General features: G+C 51.8%; 19 protein-coding genes. 15 read left to right on the top strand and 4 right to left on the bottom strand.

What is annotated here, in order from left to right; all coding sequences use genetic code 11:
• The first annotated feature begins 37 nt into the window (after positions 1-37).
• Together HOJ08_10230 and HOJ08_10225 are read left to right on the top strand one after the other, a co-directional pair.
• Complete coding sequence (locus HOJ08_10230) at positions 38-565, top strand: TRAP transporter small permease subunit (protein MBT5673806.1); 528 nt, start codon at positions 38-40, stop codon at positions 563-565.
• Positions 558-2126: a TRAP transporter large permease subunit gene (locus HOJ08_10225; protein ID MBT5673805.1), complete on the top strand. Its 1569-nt coding sequence runs from the start codon at positions 558-560 to the stop codon at positions 2124-2126. Before HOJ08_10230 ends, HOJ08_10225 begins: the two co-directional genes overlap by 8 nt.
• On the opposite strand, the gene HOJ08_10220 is transcribed toward HOJ08_10225, so the two are convergent.
• A complete protein-coding gene (locus HOJ08_10220) occupies positions 2123-4099 on the bottom strand; it encodes a lytic transglycosylase domain-containing protein (GenBank protein ID MBT5673804.1) in 1977 nt (658 codons plus the stop codon). The genes HOJ08_10225 and HOJ08_10220 overlap by 4 nt on opposite strands.
• Before the next feature lie 318 nt (positions 4100-4417).
• On the opposite strand from HOJ08_10220, the gene HOJ08_10215 reads away from it, so the two are divergent.
• A complete protein-coding gene (locus tag HOJ08_10215) occupies positions 4418-5293 on the top strand; it encodes a 4-hydroxy-tetrahydrodipicolinate synthase (GenBank protein MBT5673803.1) in 876 nt (291 codons plus the stop codon).
• Positions 5294-5299: 6 nt separating this feature from the next.
• Positions 5300-5788: an SsrA-binding protein SmpB gene (gene smpB / locus HOJ08_10210; protein MBT5673802.1), complete on the top strand. Its 489-nt coding sequence runs from the start codon at positions 5300-5302 to the stop codon at positions 5786-5788.
• Positions 5789-5796: 8 nt separating this feature from the next.
• Here smpB and HOJ08_10205 read toward each other — a convergent pair whose 3' ends face one another.
• Positions 5797-6435 (bottom strand): uracil-DNA glycosylase, encoded by a 639-nt coding sequence (locus HOJ08_10205; protein MBT5673801.1) that lies wholly within the window; start codon positions 6433-6435, stop codon positions 5797-5799.
• 23 nt (positions 6436-6458) lie between these two features.
• Complete coding sequence (locus HOJ08_10200; protein ID MBT5673800.1) at positions 6459-7028, bottom strand: NYN domain-containing protein; 570 nt, start codon at positions 7026-7028, stop codon at positions 6459-6461.
• A gap of 186 nt (positions 7029-7214) precedes the next feature.
• Between HOJ08_10200 and folK the strand changes: the two genes are divergently transcribed.
• The 9 genes from folK to era all read left to right on the top strand — a co-directional run bounded on the left by folK (position 7215) and on the right by era (position 14828).
• Positions 7215-7721 (top strand): 2-amino-4-hydroxy-6-hydroxymethyldihydropteridine diphosphokinase, encoded by a 507-nt coding sequence (folK, locus tag HOJ08_10195; GenBank protein ID MBT5673799.1) that lies wholly within the window; start codon positions 7215-7217, stop codon positions 7719-7721.
• Between the two features lie 107 nt (positions 7722-7828).
• A complete protein-coding gene (locus HOJ08_10190) occupies positions 7829-8341 on the top strand; it encodes a DNA-directed RNA polymerase subunit omega (protein MBT5673798.1) in 513 nt (170 codons plus the stop codon).
• 87 nt (positions 8342-8428) lie between these two features.
• Positions 8429-10585, top strand: a complete 2157-nt coding sequence (locus tag HOJ08_10185; GenBank protein MBT5673797.1) for a bifunctional (p)ppGpp synthetase/guanosine-3',5'-bis(diphosphate) 3'-pyrophosphohydrolase — start codon at positions 8429-8431, stop codon at positions 10583-10585.
• A gap of 10 nt (positions 10586-10595) precedes the next feature.
• On the top strand, positions 10596-11132 hold the full coding sequence (locus HOJ08_10180) for a DUF2062 domain-containing protein (GenBank protein ID MBT5673796.1): 537 nt from the start codon (positions 10596-10598) through the stop codon (positions 11130-11132).
• Positions 11125-11904 carry a pyridoxine 5'-phosphate synthase gene (locus HOJ08_10175; protein MBT5673795.1) on the top strand — a complete coding sequence of 260 codons (780 nt, stop codon included), beginning with the start codon at positions 11125-11127 and terminating at the stop codon, positions 11902-11904. Before HOJ08_10180 ends, HOJ08_10175 begins: the two co-directional genes overlap by 8 nt.
• Positions 11904-12317, top strand: a complete 414-nt coding sequence (locus HOJ08_10170) for a holo-ACP synthase (GenBank protein MBT5673794.1) — start codon at positions 11904-11906, stop codon at positions 12315-12317. Before HOJ08_10175 ends, HOJ08_10170 begins: the two co-directional genes overlap by 1 nt.
• 87 nt (positions 12318-12404) lie before the next feature.
• Entirely contained in the window at positions 12405-13175 is a 771-nt protein-coding gene (gene lepB / locus HOJ08_10165) for a signal peptidase I (protein ID MBT5673793.1), read from the top strand.
• A 4-nt stretch (positions 13176-13179) separates the two neighbouring features.
• Positions 13180-13878, top strand: a complete 699-nt coding sequence (gene rnc, locus HOJ08_10160; GenBank protein ID MBT5673792.1) for a ribonuclease III — start codon at positions 13180-13182, stop codon at positions 13876-13878.
• A gap of 23 nt (positions 13879-13901) precedes the next feature.
• Positions 13902-14828 carry a GTPase Era gene (gene era, locus HOJ08_10155; protein ID MBT5673791.1) on the top strand — a complete coding sequence of 309 codons (927 nt, stop codon included), beginning with the start codon at positions 13902-13904 and terminating at the stop codon, positions 14826-14828.
• Positions 14829-14853: 25 nt separating this feature from the next.
• On the opposite strand, the gene HOJ08_10150 is transcribed toward era, so the two are convergent.
• Positions 14854-15819, bottom strand: coding sequence for a hypothetical protein (locus tag HOJ08_10150; GenBank protein MBT5673790.1), 966 nt, complete (start codon positions 15817-15819; stop codon positions 14854-14856).
• A 124-nt stretch (positions 15820-15943) separates the two neighbouring features.
• Here HOJ08_10150 and recO point away from each other — a divergent pair, with 124 nt between their 5' ends.
• Both recO and parC read left to right on the top strand, forming a co-directional pair.
• Entirely contained in the window at positions 15944-16684 is a 741-nt protein-coding gene (recO, locus tag HOJ08_10145) for a DNA repair protein RecO (GenBank protein ID MBT5673789.1), read from the top strand.
• A gap of 89 nt (positions 16685-16773) precedes the next feature.
• Positions 16774-18999, top strand: coding sequence for a DNA topoisomerase IV subunit A (gene parC, locus HOJ08_10140; protein MBT5673788.1), 2226 nt, complete (start codon positions 16774-16776; stop codon positions 18997-18999).
• Positions 19000-19001 lie beyond the last annotated feature (2 nt).

Genomic DNA, 19001 nt, shown 5'->3' with positions numbered 1-19001 from the left:
TGTACAGGGTGATGGACCATCGCCATACTGCGCCGCGATGGATAAGATTTTTTCCCCAGCCGCAATTGCGAATTTTATAGATCAGATCAATGGAAAAATTGGACGCACGGTATCGTGGTGTGCGTTGATTTTGGTGATCGTGCAGTTTGTTGCCGTTGTGCAGCGTTATATTTTTGGCATCGGCTGGATCTGGGTTGAAGAATCGATCGTTTATTTTCATGCATCCCTGTTCATGGCAGGGGCGGCGTACACTTTGTTGCAAGACGGCCATGTGCGGGTTGATATTTTTTATCGTAATGCCACCAAACAAAAGCGTGCTTTGGTTGATGTTTTAGGGGTGGTCTTTTTTCTGTGGCCGGTGACGTTCTTGATCCTGATCAAGGCCTGGCCTTATGTTGCATCGAGCTGGTCCATTTTAGAACGTTCCCCTGAAACCAGTGGCATCCCTGCTGTGTTTCTTCTCAAATCCCTGATCCTTGTTTTTGCAGGTTTGCTCGCCCTGCAGGGGCTTTCCATGGTGCTGTCGCAGATTGGCGTTTTAACGGATAAGAAAAACCATGAGTGAATACATGGCCCTTGGTTTGTTCGCCGTGACGTGCCTGTTTTTGCTTGGGGGCTTTCCGGTTGCCTTCACGTTATCGGGCACGGCACTTTTGTTTGCCGCCATTGGTGCTGTTTTTGGCATTATGGATTTCGGTCTTTTAGGCGCGTATGCGCAACAGATATTCGGGCGCATGACCAACCCGGTTTTAATTGCCGTGCCGTTGTTTATTTTCATGGGCGTCATGTTGGAACGCTCCCGTGTGGCGGAGGAATTGCTGGATACCATGGGGGCCTTGTTTGGCAGGCTTCGCGGGGGATTGGGCATTTCTGTCACGCTGGTGGGCGCGTTGCTGGCCGCATCAACGGGGATCATTGGTGCCACTGTGGTGACCATGGGCTTGCTGTCACTGCCAACCATGCTGCGGCGCGGCTATGACCCCGGTCTTGCCGCTGGATCAATTTGTGCGGCGGGAACCCTTGGACAAATTATTCCGCCTTCCATTGTGCTGATCTTGTTGGGCGAAGTTTTGTCATCTTCGTATCAACAGGCACAATTACAGCGCGGCATCTTTGCGCCAGATACCGTTTCAGTGGGGGACCTGTTTGCAGGTGCAGTCTTGCCCGGTGTGTTGCTGGTTGTTCTTTATATTGCCTATCAAGGCTGCGTTGCGTGGTTGCGGCCCAATTCATCACCCGCTATCCCAGATGATGGTGATGACGACATTGCAGGCAGCATGGCCGCTCGGGTGTTGCGGGTTTTGGTGCCGCCACTGGCTTTGATCGTTTCTGTTTTAGGTTCCATTCTGGGCGGCATTGCAACGCCCACGGAAGCCGCTGCTGTGGGTGCCGTTGGGGCAACGTTGTTGGCTGCATTCAAGATTGATAAAGCCGCGCGGGTTTTTGTGACAGCGACCCTTCTTGCTGTTTTTGGGTTGCTTGTGCTGACGCTTATTTTTGATCTCCGCTTTGGGCGCGATGAAATTTCTGGTTATGAACGTGTGGCCATTGGCGTGGCGTTGGTTCTGTCTGTGATGATGGGCGGCGGCATCTTTATGGCATTTCGCCGGGTTTCCGGCGCGGGCATTCTGGCCGGTGTCATGGAATCAACCTTGCGCATTACCGCCATGGTGTTTGTCATCTTTATTGGCGCTGCCCTTTTTTCGTTGGTCTTTCGGGGGCTGGGTGGGGACGCGCTGGTTCACAATTTTTTATCGAACCTTCCCGGCGGCAGTGTCGGTGCCATGGTGTTTGTCATGGTGTTGATGTTTGTTTTGGGGTTCTTTCTGGATTTCATTGAAATCATTTATGTGGTGGTGCCGATCGTTGCGGTGCCCTTGATGGTTTTGGGGCTTGATCCCATTTGGCTTGGCATCATGATTGCTGTGAATTTGCAGGCCAGTTTTTTAACCCCGCCCTTTGGCTTTGCTTTATTTTACCTGCGCGGCGTTGCCCCAAAAGAAGTGACAACCCTCCAGATTTATCGGGGCGTTGCACCTTTCGTTGTGATCCAGTTATTTGCGCTGGCCATCATGGCGGCATTTCCCATGATTGTTTTGTGGCTGCCTAAATTAATTTATGGCTAAAGGTTTGGGTTGCGGATGGCCGTCTCAATAATGGTGCCCTTGCCATAAACCGCGCGGTAGACCTGCAGGTTTTCAATGACCCTTTGAACGTAATTCCGGGTTTGTTTAAAGGGAATCATTTCAATCCAGTCCACGGCATCAATTTCGCCTTTGCGAAAATCACCGTGTCGTCTAAGCCAGCGTTTGGGCCTGCCCGGACCTGCGTTATAGGCCGCAAGGGCAAGAATGTAAGAGCCATCAAATTGTGAAAAAACACTGGCGAAATAGGCAGTGCCGATTTTCATATTGTATTCCGGATCGGCCAAAAGGCGTTTTCTTGAAAACGGCAAGCCCAATCGTTTAGCAACCTTGCGCGCCGTTGCGGGCATGACCTGCATCAACCCTCTGGCACCAGCCCAACTGACGGCTTGGGGATCAAACGCGCTTTCTTGTCGCATGAGGGCCAGCAAGATACCTTCTTCCAGCCCGTTACGGTTTTTCGGAAGCTTTGTTCTTGGCCAGCCCGCCTTGATTAAATAGACGCCCTTGCGCAGGGATTTTTTGGCGCTGTCCAGCGCGATGTCCGGGCGGCCATGTTCAAGGGCAAGGGTTGCAATGACCGCGTGTTCGCCAGATGTTTTGGCATTTTTGATCAAGTGGCGGGTAAAGGCCTTCATGTGATTGCGTTCATGACTGGCGGAGATCAGCCGTGCAGCCCGGACCACGGACTTGTTCGAATAATTCTGATCGAGATGGGTTTTGGGCATGTCGGGCAGGGCGCCGGATAGGGAACTGGACAGGTTTGCGCTATTGGCCAATTTGCCCAAAGAAAGCTGGCCGTAGAAGGTTGTGAAATGTCGTGCGGCTTGAGCGTCCCATGTGTTGGCGGTGGTCTGTTTGTTCATGGCTTCGTGGGTTCTGGCAATCCAATAGGCACCCCGTGCAAGGCTGATGGGATATGCCACCTTTCTGAACATGCGGGTGAAATGCCCAAGCGCCAGTTTTGGGTCTTTCAGGAAACGAAGGGCAATCCAGCCCGCCAGCCATTCTGCATCGGCCAGTTCCGCGCCTTTGGTTTGTCGATGATCTTTGGCCAAATCATAGGCAATGGTTATGTTGCCTTTGCGCAAGGCACGCCTGGCAAGAGCGCCGCGTTCACGCCACCATAAATGGGCATAGGGCACAGATTTAGGAAGGTTGTTTAACAATTCAATGGCTTCTTTGTCGCGACCCTTGCGCTGTCGCCAGCGCAGGCGTTCGTAGAGAAAACCGGGGTCATTTTGCAGGTGCTCCGGAATTCGGCGGATGGCCCAATCGACCCCGCCGCGATACCGGCGCAAACGCAGGCGCGCGATGCCAAGATAAAGCTGGCTGCCTTTGACCCTGCGAAACATGCGCCGGGCCTCCCAGCTGCGCCCGACCCATAGCAATCGGTCCAGACGCTTCAGGTGATCGCTCAGGGTTAATTGACGACGGTAGCGGCGGTAAAATCTGCGTTCAAGGGCGCTTGAAAAATTCATGTTGATCCAGGTCTTGCGGATCAGGGCACGGGCACGGTCTTTTTGGCCTCGTGCGCGCAGGGCATCGGCCAGCATGGATGCGCCTTTGGTACTGACAGGGGGGTGGCGGGTCAGCCATTCAATGATGCGGGTTCTGGGTAGGGTGTTGTTCATGGCCTCGACAGCATTGGCGTGGAGCGTTCGCATTGAGGGCCAATCGGGGTTTTCCTCAATAAAGGTGGCAATTTCTTCGAAACCCGCTTTTTCACCGGAACTGGTGAACCTGATCCATGAAATGACCTTTGGCAAAATGGCATCGTTGCTTTTGGATGCCAATCCATAGGCCTTATCCCACTGTCCCAATTCAACGGCGCTAAAAACGGCCCCTAAAACCCGGTGTGCGGGCGGTTTGGGGGGGCGAAGGGTTGGCAGTGCGGCCCTTGCTGCCGGGACAATGCTGCTTTTGGTGGGGGGTTGCGCAATCGCTTCACCCATACCAAACCCGGCACAAACAAGTGCCAAAAGCAAAGCATGCAAAAATTTTTGTGTAAAAGAAATGCTGCAGGTCCCCGCGTTAAATCTATTCGTGCCCATTGCCGTTTGTCTAACCAGACCCGGTCTTTAATTTACGGGCATTCTAGGCATCATTATGGTTAATTCAACGTTAGCCCCATAGTGAAATCAGGATGCATCTTTTATAGTGCGGCTCTAATGATGCGCCATTTTCCTGATGGGTTGGGGGGATGGCCACAAGAACCTATGGAATTTAAGGGGTTTCACGGCTATAAGCCGTGGATCATGAAGGAGAAAGCAATGTTCAGTGGATCTTTTACCGCTTTGATAACGCCGTTTAAAAACGGCGCGGTGGATGAACAATCATATCAGGATTTGGTTCAGGCACAGATAGATGCCGGGACCCATGGGCTTGTGCCTTGCGGGACGACGGGGGAATCACCCACCTTGTCTCATGAGGAACACATGCGGGTGACGGAGCTGTGTCTGGAGGTCAATGCGGGCAAGCTCAAGATCATCGCTGGCACCGGGTCCAATGCCACAGAAGAAGCCATCATGCTGCAACGCCACGCACGTGATGCGGGTGCCGATGCAGGGTTGGTGGTCACGCCGTATTACAACAAGCCGACCCAGGCCGGATTGATTGCCCATTATAGGGCCATTGCGGATTCCGTTGATCTGCCCATCATCATTTATAATATCCCCGCACGTTCGGTGGTTGATATGACCGTCGAAACCATGGCGACATTGGCGAAACATTCAAATGTTGTGGGTGTCAAAGATGCCACGGCCGATCTTGTCAGGCCCTTGGCGACGCGGCTTGCTTGTGGCCCTGATTTTTGCCAACTGTCAGGTGAGGATGCCACCGCCGTGCCATTTCTATCCCAAGGCGGGCATGGCTGCATTTCGGTTACATCAAACATTGCGCCGAAACTTTGTGCAGACCTGCACAATGCCTGGAATGAGGGCGATAGGGTCAAGGTTCAGGAAATCAATGATCTGTTGCTGCCACTTCATGATGCCATGTTCTGCGAATCCAGTCCCGGCCCAGTGAAATATGCGGCCCAGTTGATGGGCATGGCGTCAGCCGAATTGCGGCTGCCATTGGTGGAAATTTCTGATGCTTCGAAAAAGAAGGTTGAGGCTGCCCTTAAGGGTGCGGGCCTTTTGGGATAATGCATCATGGCAAGGGCCTCTAAGAAAACTTCGCGTGCCGTCGCTGAGAAGTTTGCCGCACAAAACCGCAAGGCCCGGCGCGATTACGTTATCGAGGAATCTGTCGAAGCGGGATTGATGCTGACAGGTTCTGAGGTCAAGGGTCTGCGCGGCGGTGGGGCGAGCTTGAATGATTCATATGCCCGCGAAATCGCTGGCGAATTATGGCTGATGAACGCCCATATCCCTGAATACAAATTCGCCAATGTCGATTCCCATGAAACCAAGCAGCGGCGCAAACTGCTTTTGCACCGGCGCGAAGTAAGCCGCCTGATCGGTGGCATTCAAAGAGATGGCATGACCCTGGTGCCGCTTTCGATCTATTTCAACAATCGTGGTTTTGCAAAAGTGGAACTGGGTCTGGCCCGGGGACGGCGCAAATTTGAAAAGCGCGAGCTGGAAAAGAAACGCGACTGGGATCGTGAAAAAGGTCGCTTGCTGCGCGACAAGGGTTAATCCCTGATTTAGTGCTCGAGATAGTCCCTGGCAGCTTTGAAAATTGCTTCAAACATTTCAACACTGAGCCGGCGCGTATTTGTATTGTATCGCGAACAGTGATAGCTGGAAATCAGGCGCACGGCGCCATCTTGTGCGTCATATACGGCCCCATGGCCAAAGGGTGCCAGGCTTTTTTTGATGCCAAGGGCACCAAGGGTTGCCCCATGGGAAACGGTGCCAAGGGTAACGATGCATTGCAGGTTTTCCATGGCGGCGATTTCACGTTCAAGAAAGGACCGGCAGGCTTTTGTCTCTGGCCCCAAGGGCCGGTTGGCCGGGGGCACGCAGCGGACAGCGTTGGTGATGCGGGCATCTTGTAAAATAACCCCGTCTTCGGCGATCCCTTTGTAATTTCCCGCAGCAAAGCCAAATTTCAACAGGGTTGGGTAAAGCAATTCCCCTGCCCAATCTCCGGTGAAGGGCCTGCCCGTGGCATTGGCCCCGCGCAATCCAGGGGCCAATCCGACAATTAAAAGGCGGGAAGCAAGATCGCCAAAGGCAGGGACCGGCCCATTGTGCCATTCGGGGTGGGCGGCCGCGTTATCGGCCCGAAATTGTGCCAGACGCGGACATAAATCACAGTTGGGATCAGGATTAAGGGTCATGTCATTGATCATGGACAAATTATTCAGGCAGCAACACCAGAATCGGAGTTTTCTGAATTTCCTTCGCGTGGGCGGGCAATCTCAGCCTCCAGATCTTTTAGCTCGATAAAGTCATCGGCCTGGCGGCGCAGTTCATCGGCCATCATGGGCGGGTTTGACCGGGTGGTGGAAACAACGGTGACGCGTACGCCCTTGCGCTGAACAACTTCGACCAGCCTGCGAAAATCACCATCCCCGGAAAAAAGGACAATGTGATCGAGGTGTTCTGCCATTTCCAGAACATCAATGGCCAATTCGATATCCATGTTGCCTTTGATGCGGCGTCGTCCTTCGGCATCGGTAAATTCCTTGGCCGATTTGGTGACCATGGTATAGCCATTGTAATCAAGCCAATCGACAAGGGGACGGATGGGGGAATATTCCAGATCATCGATCAGTGCGGTATAATAAAAGGCGCGAACCAGCCGTCCTTTGGTTTCAAACAGCGTGCGTAATTTCCTGTAATCGATGTCAAAACCGAGGTTGCGGGCGGCAGCATGGATGTTGGAGCCATCGATAAACAAGGCGGTGCGTTCTTCGGGATAAAAAGTCATTAAATTCTTTCTGATGAATATAGTTTCCCCGCACGTGTAAAAGGGGACTTATACAAAGGGTCTCATTCAATGCGAGTGGCGCAATGAATGAGCGCAAATATGAAGATTAAAAAATGAAGATTCTGCAATGATGGATTTTTTAAGCATCCCGGCCAGCCTTGGCAAGGGGAATGATCGGGGGCCACGATGATCTTGATCGGGCTAGGGGCCAATTTGGTTTCAAAACAATTCGGAGCCCCAAGCGACACCCTGGAAGCCGCACTTTTGGCATTGGAAAAAAATGGCGTCACCATTGTCGCCCGGTCGCGTTGGTACAAATCTGCCCCGGTTCCAGTGTCTGACCAGCCCTGGTTCGTCAATGGTGTGATTGCTGTGGCAACGCAACACTCCCCTGAGCCATTGTTGGACGTTTTGTTGGAAATTGAGCATGAATTTGGCCGGGAGCGGGGGGTGGCCAATGCCGCCCGGGTGCTGGATCTTGATCTTTTGGCCTATGGGTCTCAAACCAGTGTTCCCGGCGGGCGATTGGATCTGCCCCATCCCAGACTTGAAAACCGGGCCTTTGTCTTGCTGCCCTTGGCTGAAATTGCCCCAAATTGGTGCCATCCGGTCACAAAACAGGGGATTGGCAGCCTGATTTCTGCTCTGGATTTGGATAAAGATGGGGCCCAGATGGCCGAACCCTGCGATTGATTTACGAAAAGCGGGTTTGAAGTCCCGAAGTTCCTTGATTTTGAAACCTTTGGGCCATATACAGTCAGATTCAAGATCAAGCAGCATCAGGATTTGGAGGGACCGTAATGGCCCGCATCACCGTTGAGGATTGCATCCTTAAAATACCCAACCGTTTTGACCTGGTTATGGTCGCCGCCCAACGTGCCCGTGATATCTCTGCGGGCGTTGAAATTACGCTGGATCGGGATAATGATAAAAATCCCGTGGTTGCTTTGCGCGAAATCGCCGAAGAAACCGTTGATCCGGAAACGTTGCGCCAGCTTCTTATTCAGAACCTGCAACGCCATATCGAACAGGATGAGCCTGAAGACGAAGATCCTGATCTTATGACCATCGGTGCCGGCCTGGGCGTTGTGCCCGGTGAAGGCGATGTGCCTGATGCGTCTGCCCTTGAACAGGAAATTTCCGGTGATGTTCTGACCGTTGGTGAAACGGCGGTTGAAGCCGGCGCCCAGGTTGTTGATGAACAAGAAGCAGCATTTAGTGAAGCCGCAGCGGCAGCCGAAATGGAAATAGGCACGCCCGTAGAGAGCGAAGCTGAAGTCCCAGGTGAAGCAAAGGCTGAGGACGCGAGCTAACCTGATCCAAGCCCTGTATCGGCTTTCCTCTTTTCCCGGTGGTAGCCGGCGCAGGGTGATGGCGCAGGTGTACGACAGGGACTTTGGATGATTCGCCAATTCGAACTCATTGAAATGATCAAAGCCTACGACCCAAAGGTCGATGAGGAGCTGATCAATCGCGCCTATGTTTATGCGATGAAAGCCCATGGTTCCCAAACCCGTGCTTCGGGTGATCCCTATTTTTCGCATCCCCTAGAGGTCGCGGGCATCCTGACGTCGATGAAACTGGATCAAAATTCCATCGTGACTGCGTTGTTGCACGATACCATCGAAGATACGGTCGCAACGCCAGAAAAAATTGAAGAATTGTTTGGTGAAGAAATTGCCCGTCTGGTTGATGGTGTTACCAAGCTGTCGCAAATTGAGCTGCAATCTGATCACACGCAAGAAGCCGAAAACTTTCGCAAGTTGCTGTTGGCCATGTCTGAAGACATTCGGGTGTTGCTGGTTAAATTGGCGGATCGTTTGCACAATATGCGGACGTTGAAATACATTAAAAATCCTGACAAACGTCGCCGCATTGCTAAAGAGACCGCAGATATTTATGCGCCACTGGCAGAGCGCATCGGGCTGCATAACGTCAAGGATGAACTCGAAGATCTGGCCTTTTCAGAGATCAATGCCGAAGCGCGTGATTCTGTGCTTGCCCGTCTTGAATTCCTGCGTGAACAAGGTGGCAATCTGGCCGAAGAAATCATCACAGAATTGATGGAAACCTTGAAAAAGGGCGGGGTCGATGCCTTGGTTACGGGCCGGGAGAAAAGCCCTTTTTCGATTTGGTCCAAAATGCAGCGCAAACATATTCCGTTTGAACAGCTTGCTGATATCATCGCGTTCAGGGTGGTCGTTGATGATGTTGATAGCTGCTACAAGGCGCTGGGTATATTCCATGGTGCTTATCCTGTGGTGCCGGGGCGCTTCAAAGATTATATATCGACCCCAAAACGCAACGGATATTCATCCATTCATACATGCGTGTTGGGGCCAGCGCGTAACCGGATTGAAATTCAGATCAGAACCCATGAAATGCATGAAATTGCAGAACGGGGTGTGGCTGCACATTGGCAGTATAAACAGGGTGATCAGGCAGCCCGTGAAGGCAGCAAGTTTGGCTGGCTTCAGGAACTGCTGCATATTCTGGATCAAGCGGCTGGCCCTGAAGAATTTCTTGAACATACAAAGTTGGAAATGTACGCCGATCAGGTGTTCTGCTTTACCCCGCTGGGTGAATTGATCAGCCTGCCCCGGGGCGGCACACCGGTTGATTTTGCCTATGCCGTCCATTCAAACATCGGCAACACCTGTGTCGGTGCGAAGATCAATGGCAGGCTCATGCCGCTGGATACGCAACTTGAAAATGGTGACCAGGTAGAAATTGTTGTTTCCAAGGCGCAGAGCCCATCGCCGACCTGGGAAAGTTTTGTGGTGACCGGCAAGGCGCGCGTTGCAATTCGCCGTTTCGTGCGGTCGCGTCAGGTTGACGAATATGCCTATCTAGGACGGGCCATTTTAGAAAAGATTTTTGATGAATTCGGCTATGAGTATTCTGATAAAGCGCTGAACGGGGTGTTGAAGATTTTCCGTCAAGACAGCGCCCTGGATTTGATCGCTGCTGTGGGTTCGGGGGTGGTTACCGCGCGGGAAGTTCTGGGGGCAGTGTTCCCGGGCCTGAAAGAAGAAATAGAAGCCGGAACCATGGGCAAGGTTGTTCCCTTGTCAGCGGAACGCAAAAAGCGGAAGAAAAAAGAAAAAGGCTACGGCGTTCCCATTCGCGGCCTGACCCCGGGCATGGCCCTGCATTATGCCCATTGTTGTCATCCACTCCCCGGTGATCGGATCGTGGGTATTTTGACAACCGGTAAGGGCGTGACCATTCACACCATTGATTGCGATACACTGGAAAGCTTTTCAGAAATGCCTGAACGCTGGCTTGATGTGTCCTGGGATTTGAAGCAGGCCCAGAACCAGGTCGGGCGGATCAATGTGACCGTCATCAATGAACCGGGCGCACTTTCGTCCCTATCTACGGTCATTGCAAAAAATTCAGGGAATATTCTCAATCTGAAGATCACCAATCGATCCACAGACTTTTTTGAAATGGCCATTGATGTTGAGGTCGAAAGTCTGAAGCATCTCAGCAATATTATTGCAGCGCTCAGGGCGACACCTGCCATTAACTCGGTTGAACGGGCGCGGGGCTGACGGATAAATCGTGTTGTTCTCTCGCCGCCATAAACCACACATTTTTCACCGTGTGCGTAATTTTATCTGGCCCCAGGCAGGCTTTCGTCGTGTGACGAAATACTACACCCATCGGGTGCGGCGTATTCCGGGAACGCCCTATGCGATTGCGGCGGGCTTTGCATGTGGTGCGGCCATTTCCATGACCCCTTTTCCCGGGCTTCATTTTATTCTGTCAGGCATTTTTGCGTGGGCAATTGGGGGCTCCATTCTGGCATCCGCCATTGGGACTGCTGTTGGCAATCCCTGGACCTTTCCTTTCATATGGCTCTGGATTTTTAATTTTGGTAACTGGATGTTGGGGACGGGTGAAAGCTTGGGCATGGAACATCTAACCTGGCGCTATTTGTTGGAAAACCCGATGAAGGTTTTGCTGCCGATGCTGGTTGGCTCACTTCCCACGGCCGTGGTGATCTGGGGTGTGTTTTTCTGGCCCATCCGCAGAATGGTGGCCGGCTATCAGCATCATCGCAGGGCTCGGCTAAAGATGGGAAATGGCCATGACTGATGCCATTATGCCTCTTCGTTTGGGGGTCAATATTGATCACGTAGCGACCATTCGCAACGCCCGGGGTGGGGGGCACCCTGAACCATTGCGCGCGGCCCAGATGGCAGCAAAGGCCGGGGCAGATGGTATTACGGCACATCTTCGCGAAGACAGACGCCACATTTCAGATGATGATATTCGTGCCCTGAGCACAAAAATTGAACTGCCGCTTAACCTGGAAATGGCAGCAACAGATGAAATGCTCGACATTGCACTTTCCCATAAACCAAACGCGGTTTGCCTTGTCCCCGAAAAAAGACGGGAATTAACGACCGAAGGTGGATTGGACATCATCAGTGGCTTTGATCACCTGGTGGGCTATGTGGATCAGCTGAAATCCAAAGGCATTCGGGTTTCGCTATTTATTGATCCTGACCTCAGCCAGATCAAGGCGGCACACGATGTGGGTGCCCAAGTGGTTGAATTACATACCGGTGCATATTGCGATTGCGAAGGCGATGTGCGTGACAGTGAATTAAAGCGGTTGATCCGGGCTGCAAAAACCGCAACCGATCATGGGCTTGAATGTCATGCAGGCCATGGCCTTTCCTTTGAGACCGTCGCCCCGATTGCAGCCATTGGTAACATTGTCGAATTAAATATTGGCCATTTTTTGGTGGGTGAGGCAATTTTCATTGGCTTTGATGCCGCTATTTCACGCATGCGTTTGATGATGGATGAGGCCCGGGGCCCCCTCAAAGCAGGTGCCTTGAAACCTGCAAGGCAAAGCTGATGATTATTGGTATTGGCAGTGATCTGATTGATATCCGTCGTATTGAAAAAACCATTGATCGATTTGGCGACCGTTTTCTGGATCGCATTTTCACCACAACCGAACGTGAAAAATCTGAGGGCCGGAGCAACCGGATTGAAAGTTATGCAAAACGGTTTGCCGCAAAAGAAGCTTGCGCCAAGGCCCTGGGCACAGGATTCAGGCGCGGGGTGTTTTGGCGTGATATGGGGGTTGTAAATTTGCGATCGGGTAAGCCGACCATAGCCCTTACTGGTGGGGCCAAACAACGCCTGTCAGACATCTTGCCCAAGGGCCAAACGGCCCAAATTGAATTATCAATGACTGATGAGCCCCCTTTGGCACAGGCGGTTGTTATCATTAGTGGATGTGCTCAAGAGGATATAAAGGGTTGATCCCGGCTCTCACCAGTCTTGACAGTGCATACGGGGCGTGCATCCTTACGGCCCGGAATAACTTTAAAAATCAATGGAATATGGCAATTGTCAACGCTCAGTAAAACGCCCGAAAGTTCGGATAAAAAGAAAACTGCCGGTTGGGGGGAAACCCTTAAAACTGTCGTTGTTGCCGCGCTGATCGCGCTGACGGTGCGCACCTTTGCATATGAGCCCTTCAATATTCCCTCTGGTTCGATGTTGCCGACCCTTCTTGTTGGAGATTACCTGTTTGTATCGAAGTCATCGTATGGGTTTAGCCGTTATTCCTTGCCGTTGAGCCTTCCTCTGTTCAAGGGGCGCATTTTTGAATCCGTGCCTGAAAGGGGCGATGTTGCTGTGTTCCGACTGCCGACCGATCCCCGCACTGATTATATCAAGCGGATCATTGGCCTGCCGGGGGATAAAATTCAGGTGAAAGAGGGGCTTCTTTTTGTTAATGGCAAAGTGACAAAAAGACGGCGGATCAAAGATTTTGTCCAGCGCGATCAATGGGGGAATGCGGTTGGATGGGCGCAGTATGAGGAAACCCTGCCGGGTGGGCGTACCCATCTTATTATCGAGCGTTCAGACCATGACCAGCTTGATAACACGCCGGTTTATGAAGTGCCTGAGGGGCATTATTTTGCCATGGGCGATAACCGGGATAATTCTCTGGATTCCCGTGTGCTCAACCATGTCGGTTATATTCCAGCACAAAATTTGGTTGGCCGCGCCGAAGTTTTGTTTTTTTCCACAAATGGCAAGGCGCGGATCTGGGAAATTTGGAAATGGCCTTTTGCCATTCGTTTTTCACGCCTGTTTGACACGGTAAACTGACGCTGTGGTCGCAGTTTCTGACAAACATCCTGATGGGGCCCTGACAAAGGCCCTGGGCCATACATTTTCCACCCCTGAACTTTTGACAGAAGCCCTGACCCATCGCAGCGCCGCTGCGGCTGGAAAATATTCTCATGGTTATGAACGGCTCGAATTTCTGGGCGATCGCGTTTTGGGATTGGTTGTGGCCGATTTGTTGTTAGAGGCGTATCCAGAAGAACCAGAAGGGAATTTGGCGCGCCGCTTTACCCGGTTGGTGCGTGCAGAAACCCTGGAACAGGTCGCCCGTTCTATTAAGTTGGGTGAATATTTGATTTTTTCCAGCACAGATATGCCAACCAATGACCGTGCTACCGGCGCCATTCATGGCGATGCCTGTGAAGCCGTGATTGGGGCATTGTATCTTGATGGGGGGCTTGATGCCGCCAGACAGTTTATTGTGGCCCAATGGAAACCTCTGTTTGATGCTTTGGGCGGTGCCATGCGTGATGCCAAGACGGGGTTGCAGGAATGGGCCCAGGCGCGCAAGCTAGGGCTGCCTGAATACAATGAGGTCGAGCGCTCAGGTCCAGATCATGAGCCGGTTTTCACCATTGAGGTTAGGGTGGGGAATGAAACGCCCGTTCGTGCCAGTGGAGAATCCAAGCGCATTGCGGAACAGCGCGCGGCTGAAAGTATGCTTGCCCAGATCAACAATGACTAAAACCATGGAAATGACAAATATCAATGACACCTGATACTGATCGCGAAACAAAGTTTGGCTTTGTCGCTCTTTTGGGGGCCCCCAATGCGGGGAAATCGACGCTGCTTAACCGCGTTGTTGGGTCCAAGCTCGCCATCGTTACACCGAAGGTTCAAACCACCCGAACGCGGATGACGGGAATTGCAATTATTGGCCAAGCCCAGATTGCCTTTATCGATACGCCCGGAATTTTTGCGCCAAAGCGTCGCCTTGATCGGGCCATGGTGGCCGCCGCTTGGTCGGGGATGAGCGATGCTGATACAAGTGTCTTGATGGTGGATGCGGATCGGGCTGCCAAGGCGAAAGGGTCCATTGATCCAGATAGCCTGAACATCATTGAAGGGTTTAAAAAAAGTGGGTCCAAGGTGATATTGGCCCTTAACAAGATTGATATGGTGCCCCGCGAACAGCTTTTAAAAGTAACCGAGGCCCATAATGAAACCGGTGTATTTGCTAAAATTTTCATGATTTCTGCCACTACCGGCGATGGGGTAGATGACCTTTTGGATAATCTGGTGAGCCATTTGTCAGTTGGCCCATGGCATTACCCCGAAGACCAGTTATCGGATGCACCGCTTCGCCTGTTGGCTGCTGAAATCACGCGGGAACAGGCATTTTTACAGTTGCATCAGGAATTGCCATATGCGTTGGCCGTGGAAACTGATTCCTGGCAAGAACGTGATGATGGATCAGCTCGCATCGATCAGACCATTTTAATCAAGCGTGAAAGCCAGAAAGGCATGGTTGTTGGTAAGGGGGGCATGCGCATTAAAGCTATCAGCACGGCTGCGCGAAAGGAAATGATTGAAAACTTTGACCGCGAAATTCATTTATTCCTGCATGTCAAAGTACGCGACTGGATGGATAAGCCCGATCACTATCGTGAGATGGGCCTGAATTTTAAATCCTGATTCTAGAAAGTCCCGGTGTTGATCGTTAGGCCGATTTGGCAGCAATCTGAGTGGTCGCCTGTCCCAAAGCCCTTGCGATCAATTCAGCAGCGCCATCTTGATTCATCAAGGTTGCCGTCACAGCATGAGCATGAACGCGCATAAGATCAAAGAGTCTGGTGGTCGTGCTTTGATGCAATAGGGTGAGCAGGTCCTCCATGGACTGGCATATGTTTGTCAGCTCGTTAAAACTGTCATTGTCTTCAACCCGATTGTGCAGGTCCCGGATGACATCCCCCATTTCATCCAGGCACATATCGACTTCCACCGCATCGTCATTGGTGCTTTCTTCTTCATTGGTAAGGATATCCAACAATGCATGAAGCCGTTGGGCAAAACGGTTGAGCCTGTGATTGTCTACCAAAACCCGGGCCTCATCGACCGCTTCCGGGCTGGCCATGGCTGTCACATCACCGGTCGCTTTAAAGCGCAACCGGTTGGGAACGGTGATGGTGCCAAGTTCATCATCAATCCGATCATCAATCCGTCGGTTCGGGCCGATATATTCTCCGGTTACGACAAACCCTTTGCGTTTTTGAATCATCATATTAACCCTGCTTCGCAATGTGCCAATGGAAAGTGGCAACAGGACAATGTCATCAATACCCGCATCCATGGTGGTGTTGACCTTTTGCAAATGGGGTTTCCAGGTCAATGCCATAATGACGATGAAGGGGTCTTTGGCATAATTGCCATTGCGAACATCCCGAACCAGATTGCAGACATCATCCTTGTTGCGATCCAGATCAAGAATTAAGAGCTCAGGAGATTCGATTAAAAGCTCGTCTTGGGTTTGTTCAATGTTCCCACATTCGGCAATTCTTCGAAAACCAATGTTGTGCAATGCTTCGCGTAACGTCGCGCGCATTTGCTGCATTGGGTTGAACAAAATAACCCGCGCTTTGTCTAATGCGTATTCTTCCAAAACGATATCCCCCCGGGATAACTTCATTAATTGATTCAGTTCTGGATACTAATATCGTGGTTAATGGTAACTAAAAGCTGAATAACGAATACATTTTTATGAATTTATCAAAAATGAAAAAAATGGCTTAAAACATGCTATTGAGGCTGTTATGGAGTGGTCAGACGAGGGGATAATAATAAGGGTTCGCAAACACGGCGAGACATCGGTGATTGTCGGCCTGTTAACCCGTGACCATGGGCGCCATGTTGGATTGGTCCGGGGGGGGCAAAGTCGACGTCGACAAGGCCAGTTACAGACCGGGAATCTGGTTTCTGCTGTATGGCGGGCCCGTCTTTCGGATCACCTTGGGTCTTATACGCTCGAATCATCAAGAGATTTTGCAGCCCTGGTGCTTGATGACCCGATCCGCCTTAAGGCCCTGATGTCTTTGGGTGCATTGTTGGATACCGTTCTTGCCGAACGTGACCCGCACCCTGAGATGTTTCAGGCAACGGTGATGGTTTTAGAAGCCCTGACCAAGACCAGTGATGACAAGGCAGCCCTTGCTGTTTATGTGCAATGGGAGCTTGAATTGTTGCGCTGTCTTGGGTTTGGGCTGGATCTGGAGACGTGCGCGGCCACAGGGGGACATGAAGACCTGGTTTACGTATCACCCCGAAGCGGGCGAGCGGTTTCCGCCGCCGCCGGGGCACCCTATCATGACAAATTACTGAGTTTGCCGGCATTTTTGGTGGAACCCGGGGCAAGCATATCGATGGAAGAGATTGAAAAGGGGCTGGCTTTGACCGGTGCCTTTTTGACCCAACACCATTTTGCCGTTGAAGGTCGCCACCAGCCTGCCGCCCGGGGCCGCTTTATTGAGGCAATGCAGGCAGTGTGTGGAAAATAAAAGGCCGTATTTTATGGTTTTTATGGAAGATTTTCGGAAATAACACACAACATCTTGTGTTTTTGGGGCCCGAGGGGTAGCTATGCACCATGGCAAAATCTGAACCCGAAAGCGATATCCGCGATACCCCCCTGGCCGAAGCATTGGGCGAGCGATATTTGGCGTATGCGTTATCCACCATCATGTCTCGTTCCCTGCCTGATGTTCGTGACGGCCTTAAGCCGGTTCATCGCAGGCTGCTTTACGCCATGCTTAAACTTAAACTTGATCCTGCCATGGGGTTCAAGAAATGCGCGCGCGTTGTTGGCGATGTTATCGGTAAATATCACCCCCATGGGGATGCGGCGGTCTATGACACGTTGGTGCGGCTTGCCCAGTCTTTTGCTGTGCGCTATCCGCTGGTGGACGGGCAGGGCAATTTTGGCAACATCGATGGCGATAATGCTGCTGCCATGCGGTACACCGAAGCCCGTTTGACCCCGGTTGCCCAAGCACTGCTGGCGGGCATTGACGAAGATGCGGTTGATCTCAGGGAAACCTACGATGGTGAAGATGAAGAACCCGTCGTTCTGCCATCAGCTTTTCCCAATCTTCTTGCCAATGGGGCCATGGGGATCGCTGTTGGCATGGCTTGCTCGGTGCCGCCTCATAATGCGGGCGAACTTTGCGATGCATTGCTGCACCTGATTAAATCTCCCAAAGCAACCTTTGGAAAATTAGCGGAATTAATTCCCGGCCCGGATTTTCCAACGGGTGGCATTTTGGTCGAAGCCAAAAAAGATATTATTGACGCCTATGCAACGGGCCGCGGGTCGTTTCGGCTGCGGGCGCGCTGGGAAGTGGAAAGCCTGTCTCAGGGTCGATATCAAATTGTGATCACAGAAATTCCATGGCAGGTCCAGAAATCGCGGCTGATTGAAAAGGTCGCGGCTTTAATGGAAGCCAAAAAATTGCCGCTTGTTGGTGATATTCGCGATGAATCTACCGAAGAAGTGCGTCTGATCATTGAACCGCGTACGCGCAGTATTGATGCGGAACATGTCATGGCTCAATTGTTCCAGCACACTGAGCTGGAATCGCGCATTGGGTTAAATATGAATGTTCTGGATGCGACCCAGACCCCGCGGGTCATGAACCTGCGCGAAGTGCTGAATGCCTTTCTTGAACATCGCCATGTTGTTCTCAAACGGGTCACAGCCTTTCGGTTGAAACGCATCGAAAACCGGATTGAGGTTTTGGGTGGCTACCTTGCGGCTTACGGCAACCTTGATCTGGTGATCAAGATTATTCGTGAAGAAGACAAGCCCCGACCTAAGTTGATGAAGGCGTTGAAAATTACTGAGGTTCAGGCCGAAGCAATTTTGAACATGCGCTTGCGGGCCTTGCGGAAACTGGATGAAGCTGAAATTCGCGAAGAGCACGATCGTTTGACCCTTGATGCAAAGGCATTGAAAAGTCTTTTGAAAAACGAGAAGGCTCGGTGGCAGGTGATTGCGGGCGAAATAAGGGAAACCCGTGATTCCTTTGGTGCTAAAACGGAACTGGGCCGGCGTCGCACTGAGATTGGCTCGCCTCCAAGTGCAGTGATTATTCCCATCGATATCGCCATCGAACGCGAACCCATCACGGTTGTTTGTTCAAAAAAAGGCTGGATCCGTGCCTTCAAAGGCCATCTTGGGGATGACATTGATATTAAATACAAGGAAGGCGATGAGACCGGGTTCCGGTTCCATGCTGAAACCACGGATAAGTTGATTCTGTTTGCGACCAATGGACGGTTTTATACCTTGTCTTGTGATGGATTGCCCCCCGGCAGAGGCAATGGCGAACCCGTCCGGTTAATGACCGATCTTTCCAATGACCATGAAATCATCCGTGTGATGCCCCATAAGGCAGGCCAGAAATTGCTGGTGGCATCCAGTGATGGGCGCGGGTTTATTGTGAATGAAAACGATGTCATTGCCCAAACCCGGACCGGCAAACAGGTGCTCAACGTGAAGGGTGACCTTGAAGCCCATGTCTGTTGTGTCGTTGCGGGCGATCATGTTGCCGTTATTGGCGAAAACCGCAAGCTGTTGATCTTTCCCACCGGAGAATTACCGGAAATGACCCGGGGGCGTGGTGTAAAATTACAAGCCTATCGTGATGGCGGGCTTTCTGATGTCACGACCTTTAATCTGGATGATGGTTTACGTTGGGAATCGGGCAGCCGCACGCGCACTGAAAATGACCTGATGCCATGGACGGGCAAGCGTTCCCAGGCTGGGCGTCTGCCGCCCAGAGGGTTCCCACAATCGAATCGCTTTTCTTCCTGAAC

Source organism: Rhodospirillales bacterium (assembly GCA_018666775.1).
Classification (GTDB): Bacteria; Pseudomonadota; Alphaproteobacteria; order SMXQ01; family SMXQ01; genus JABIXC01.
This window is presented reverse-complemented; position numbering and strand designations above follow the sequence as displayed.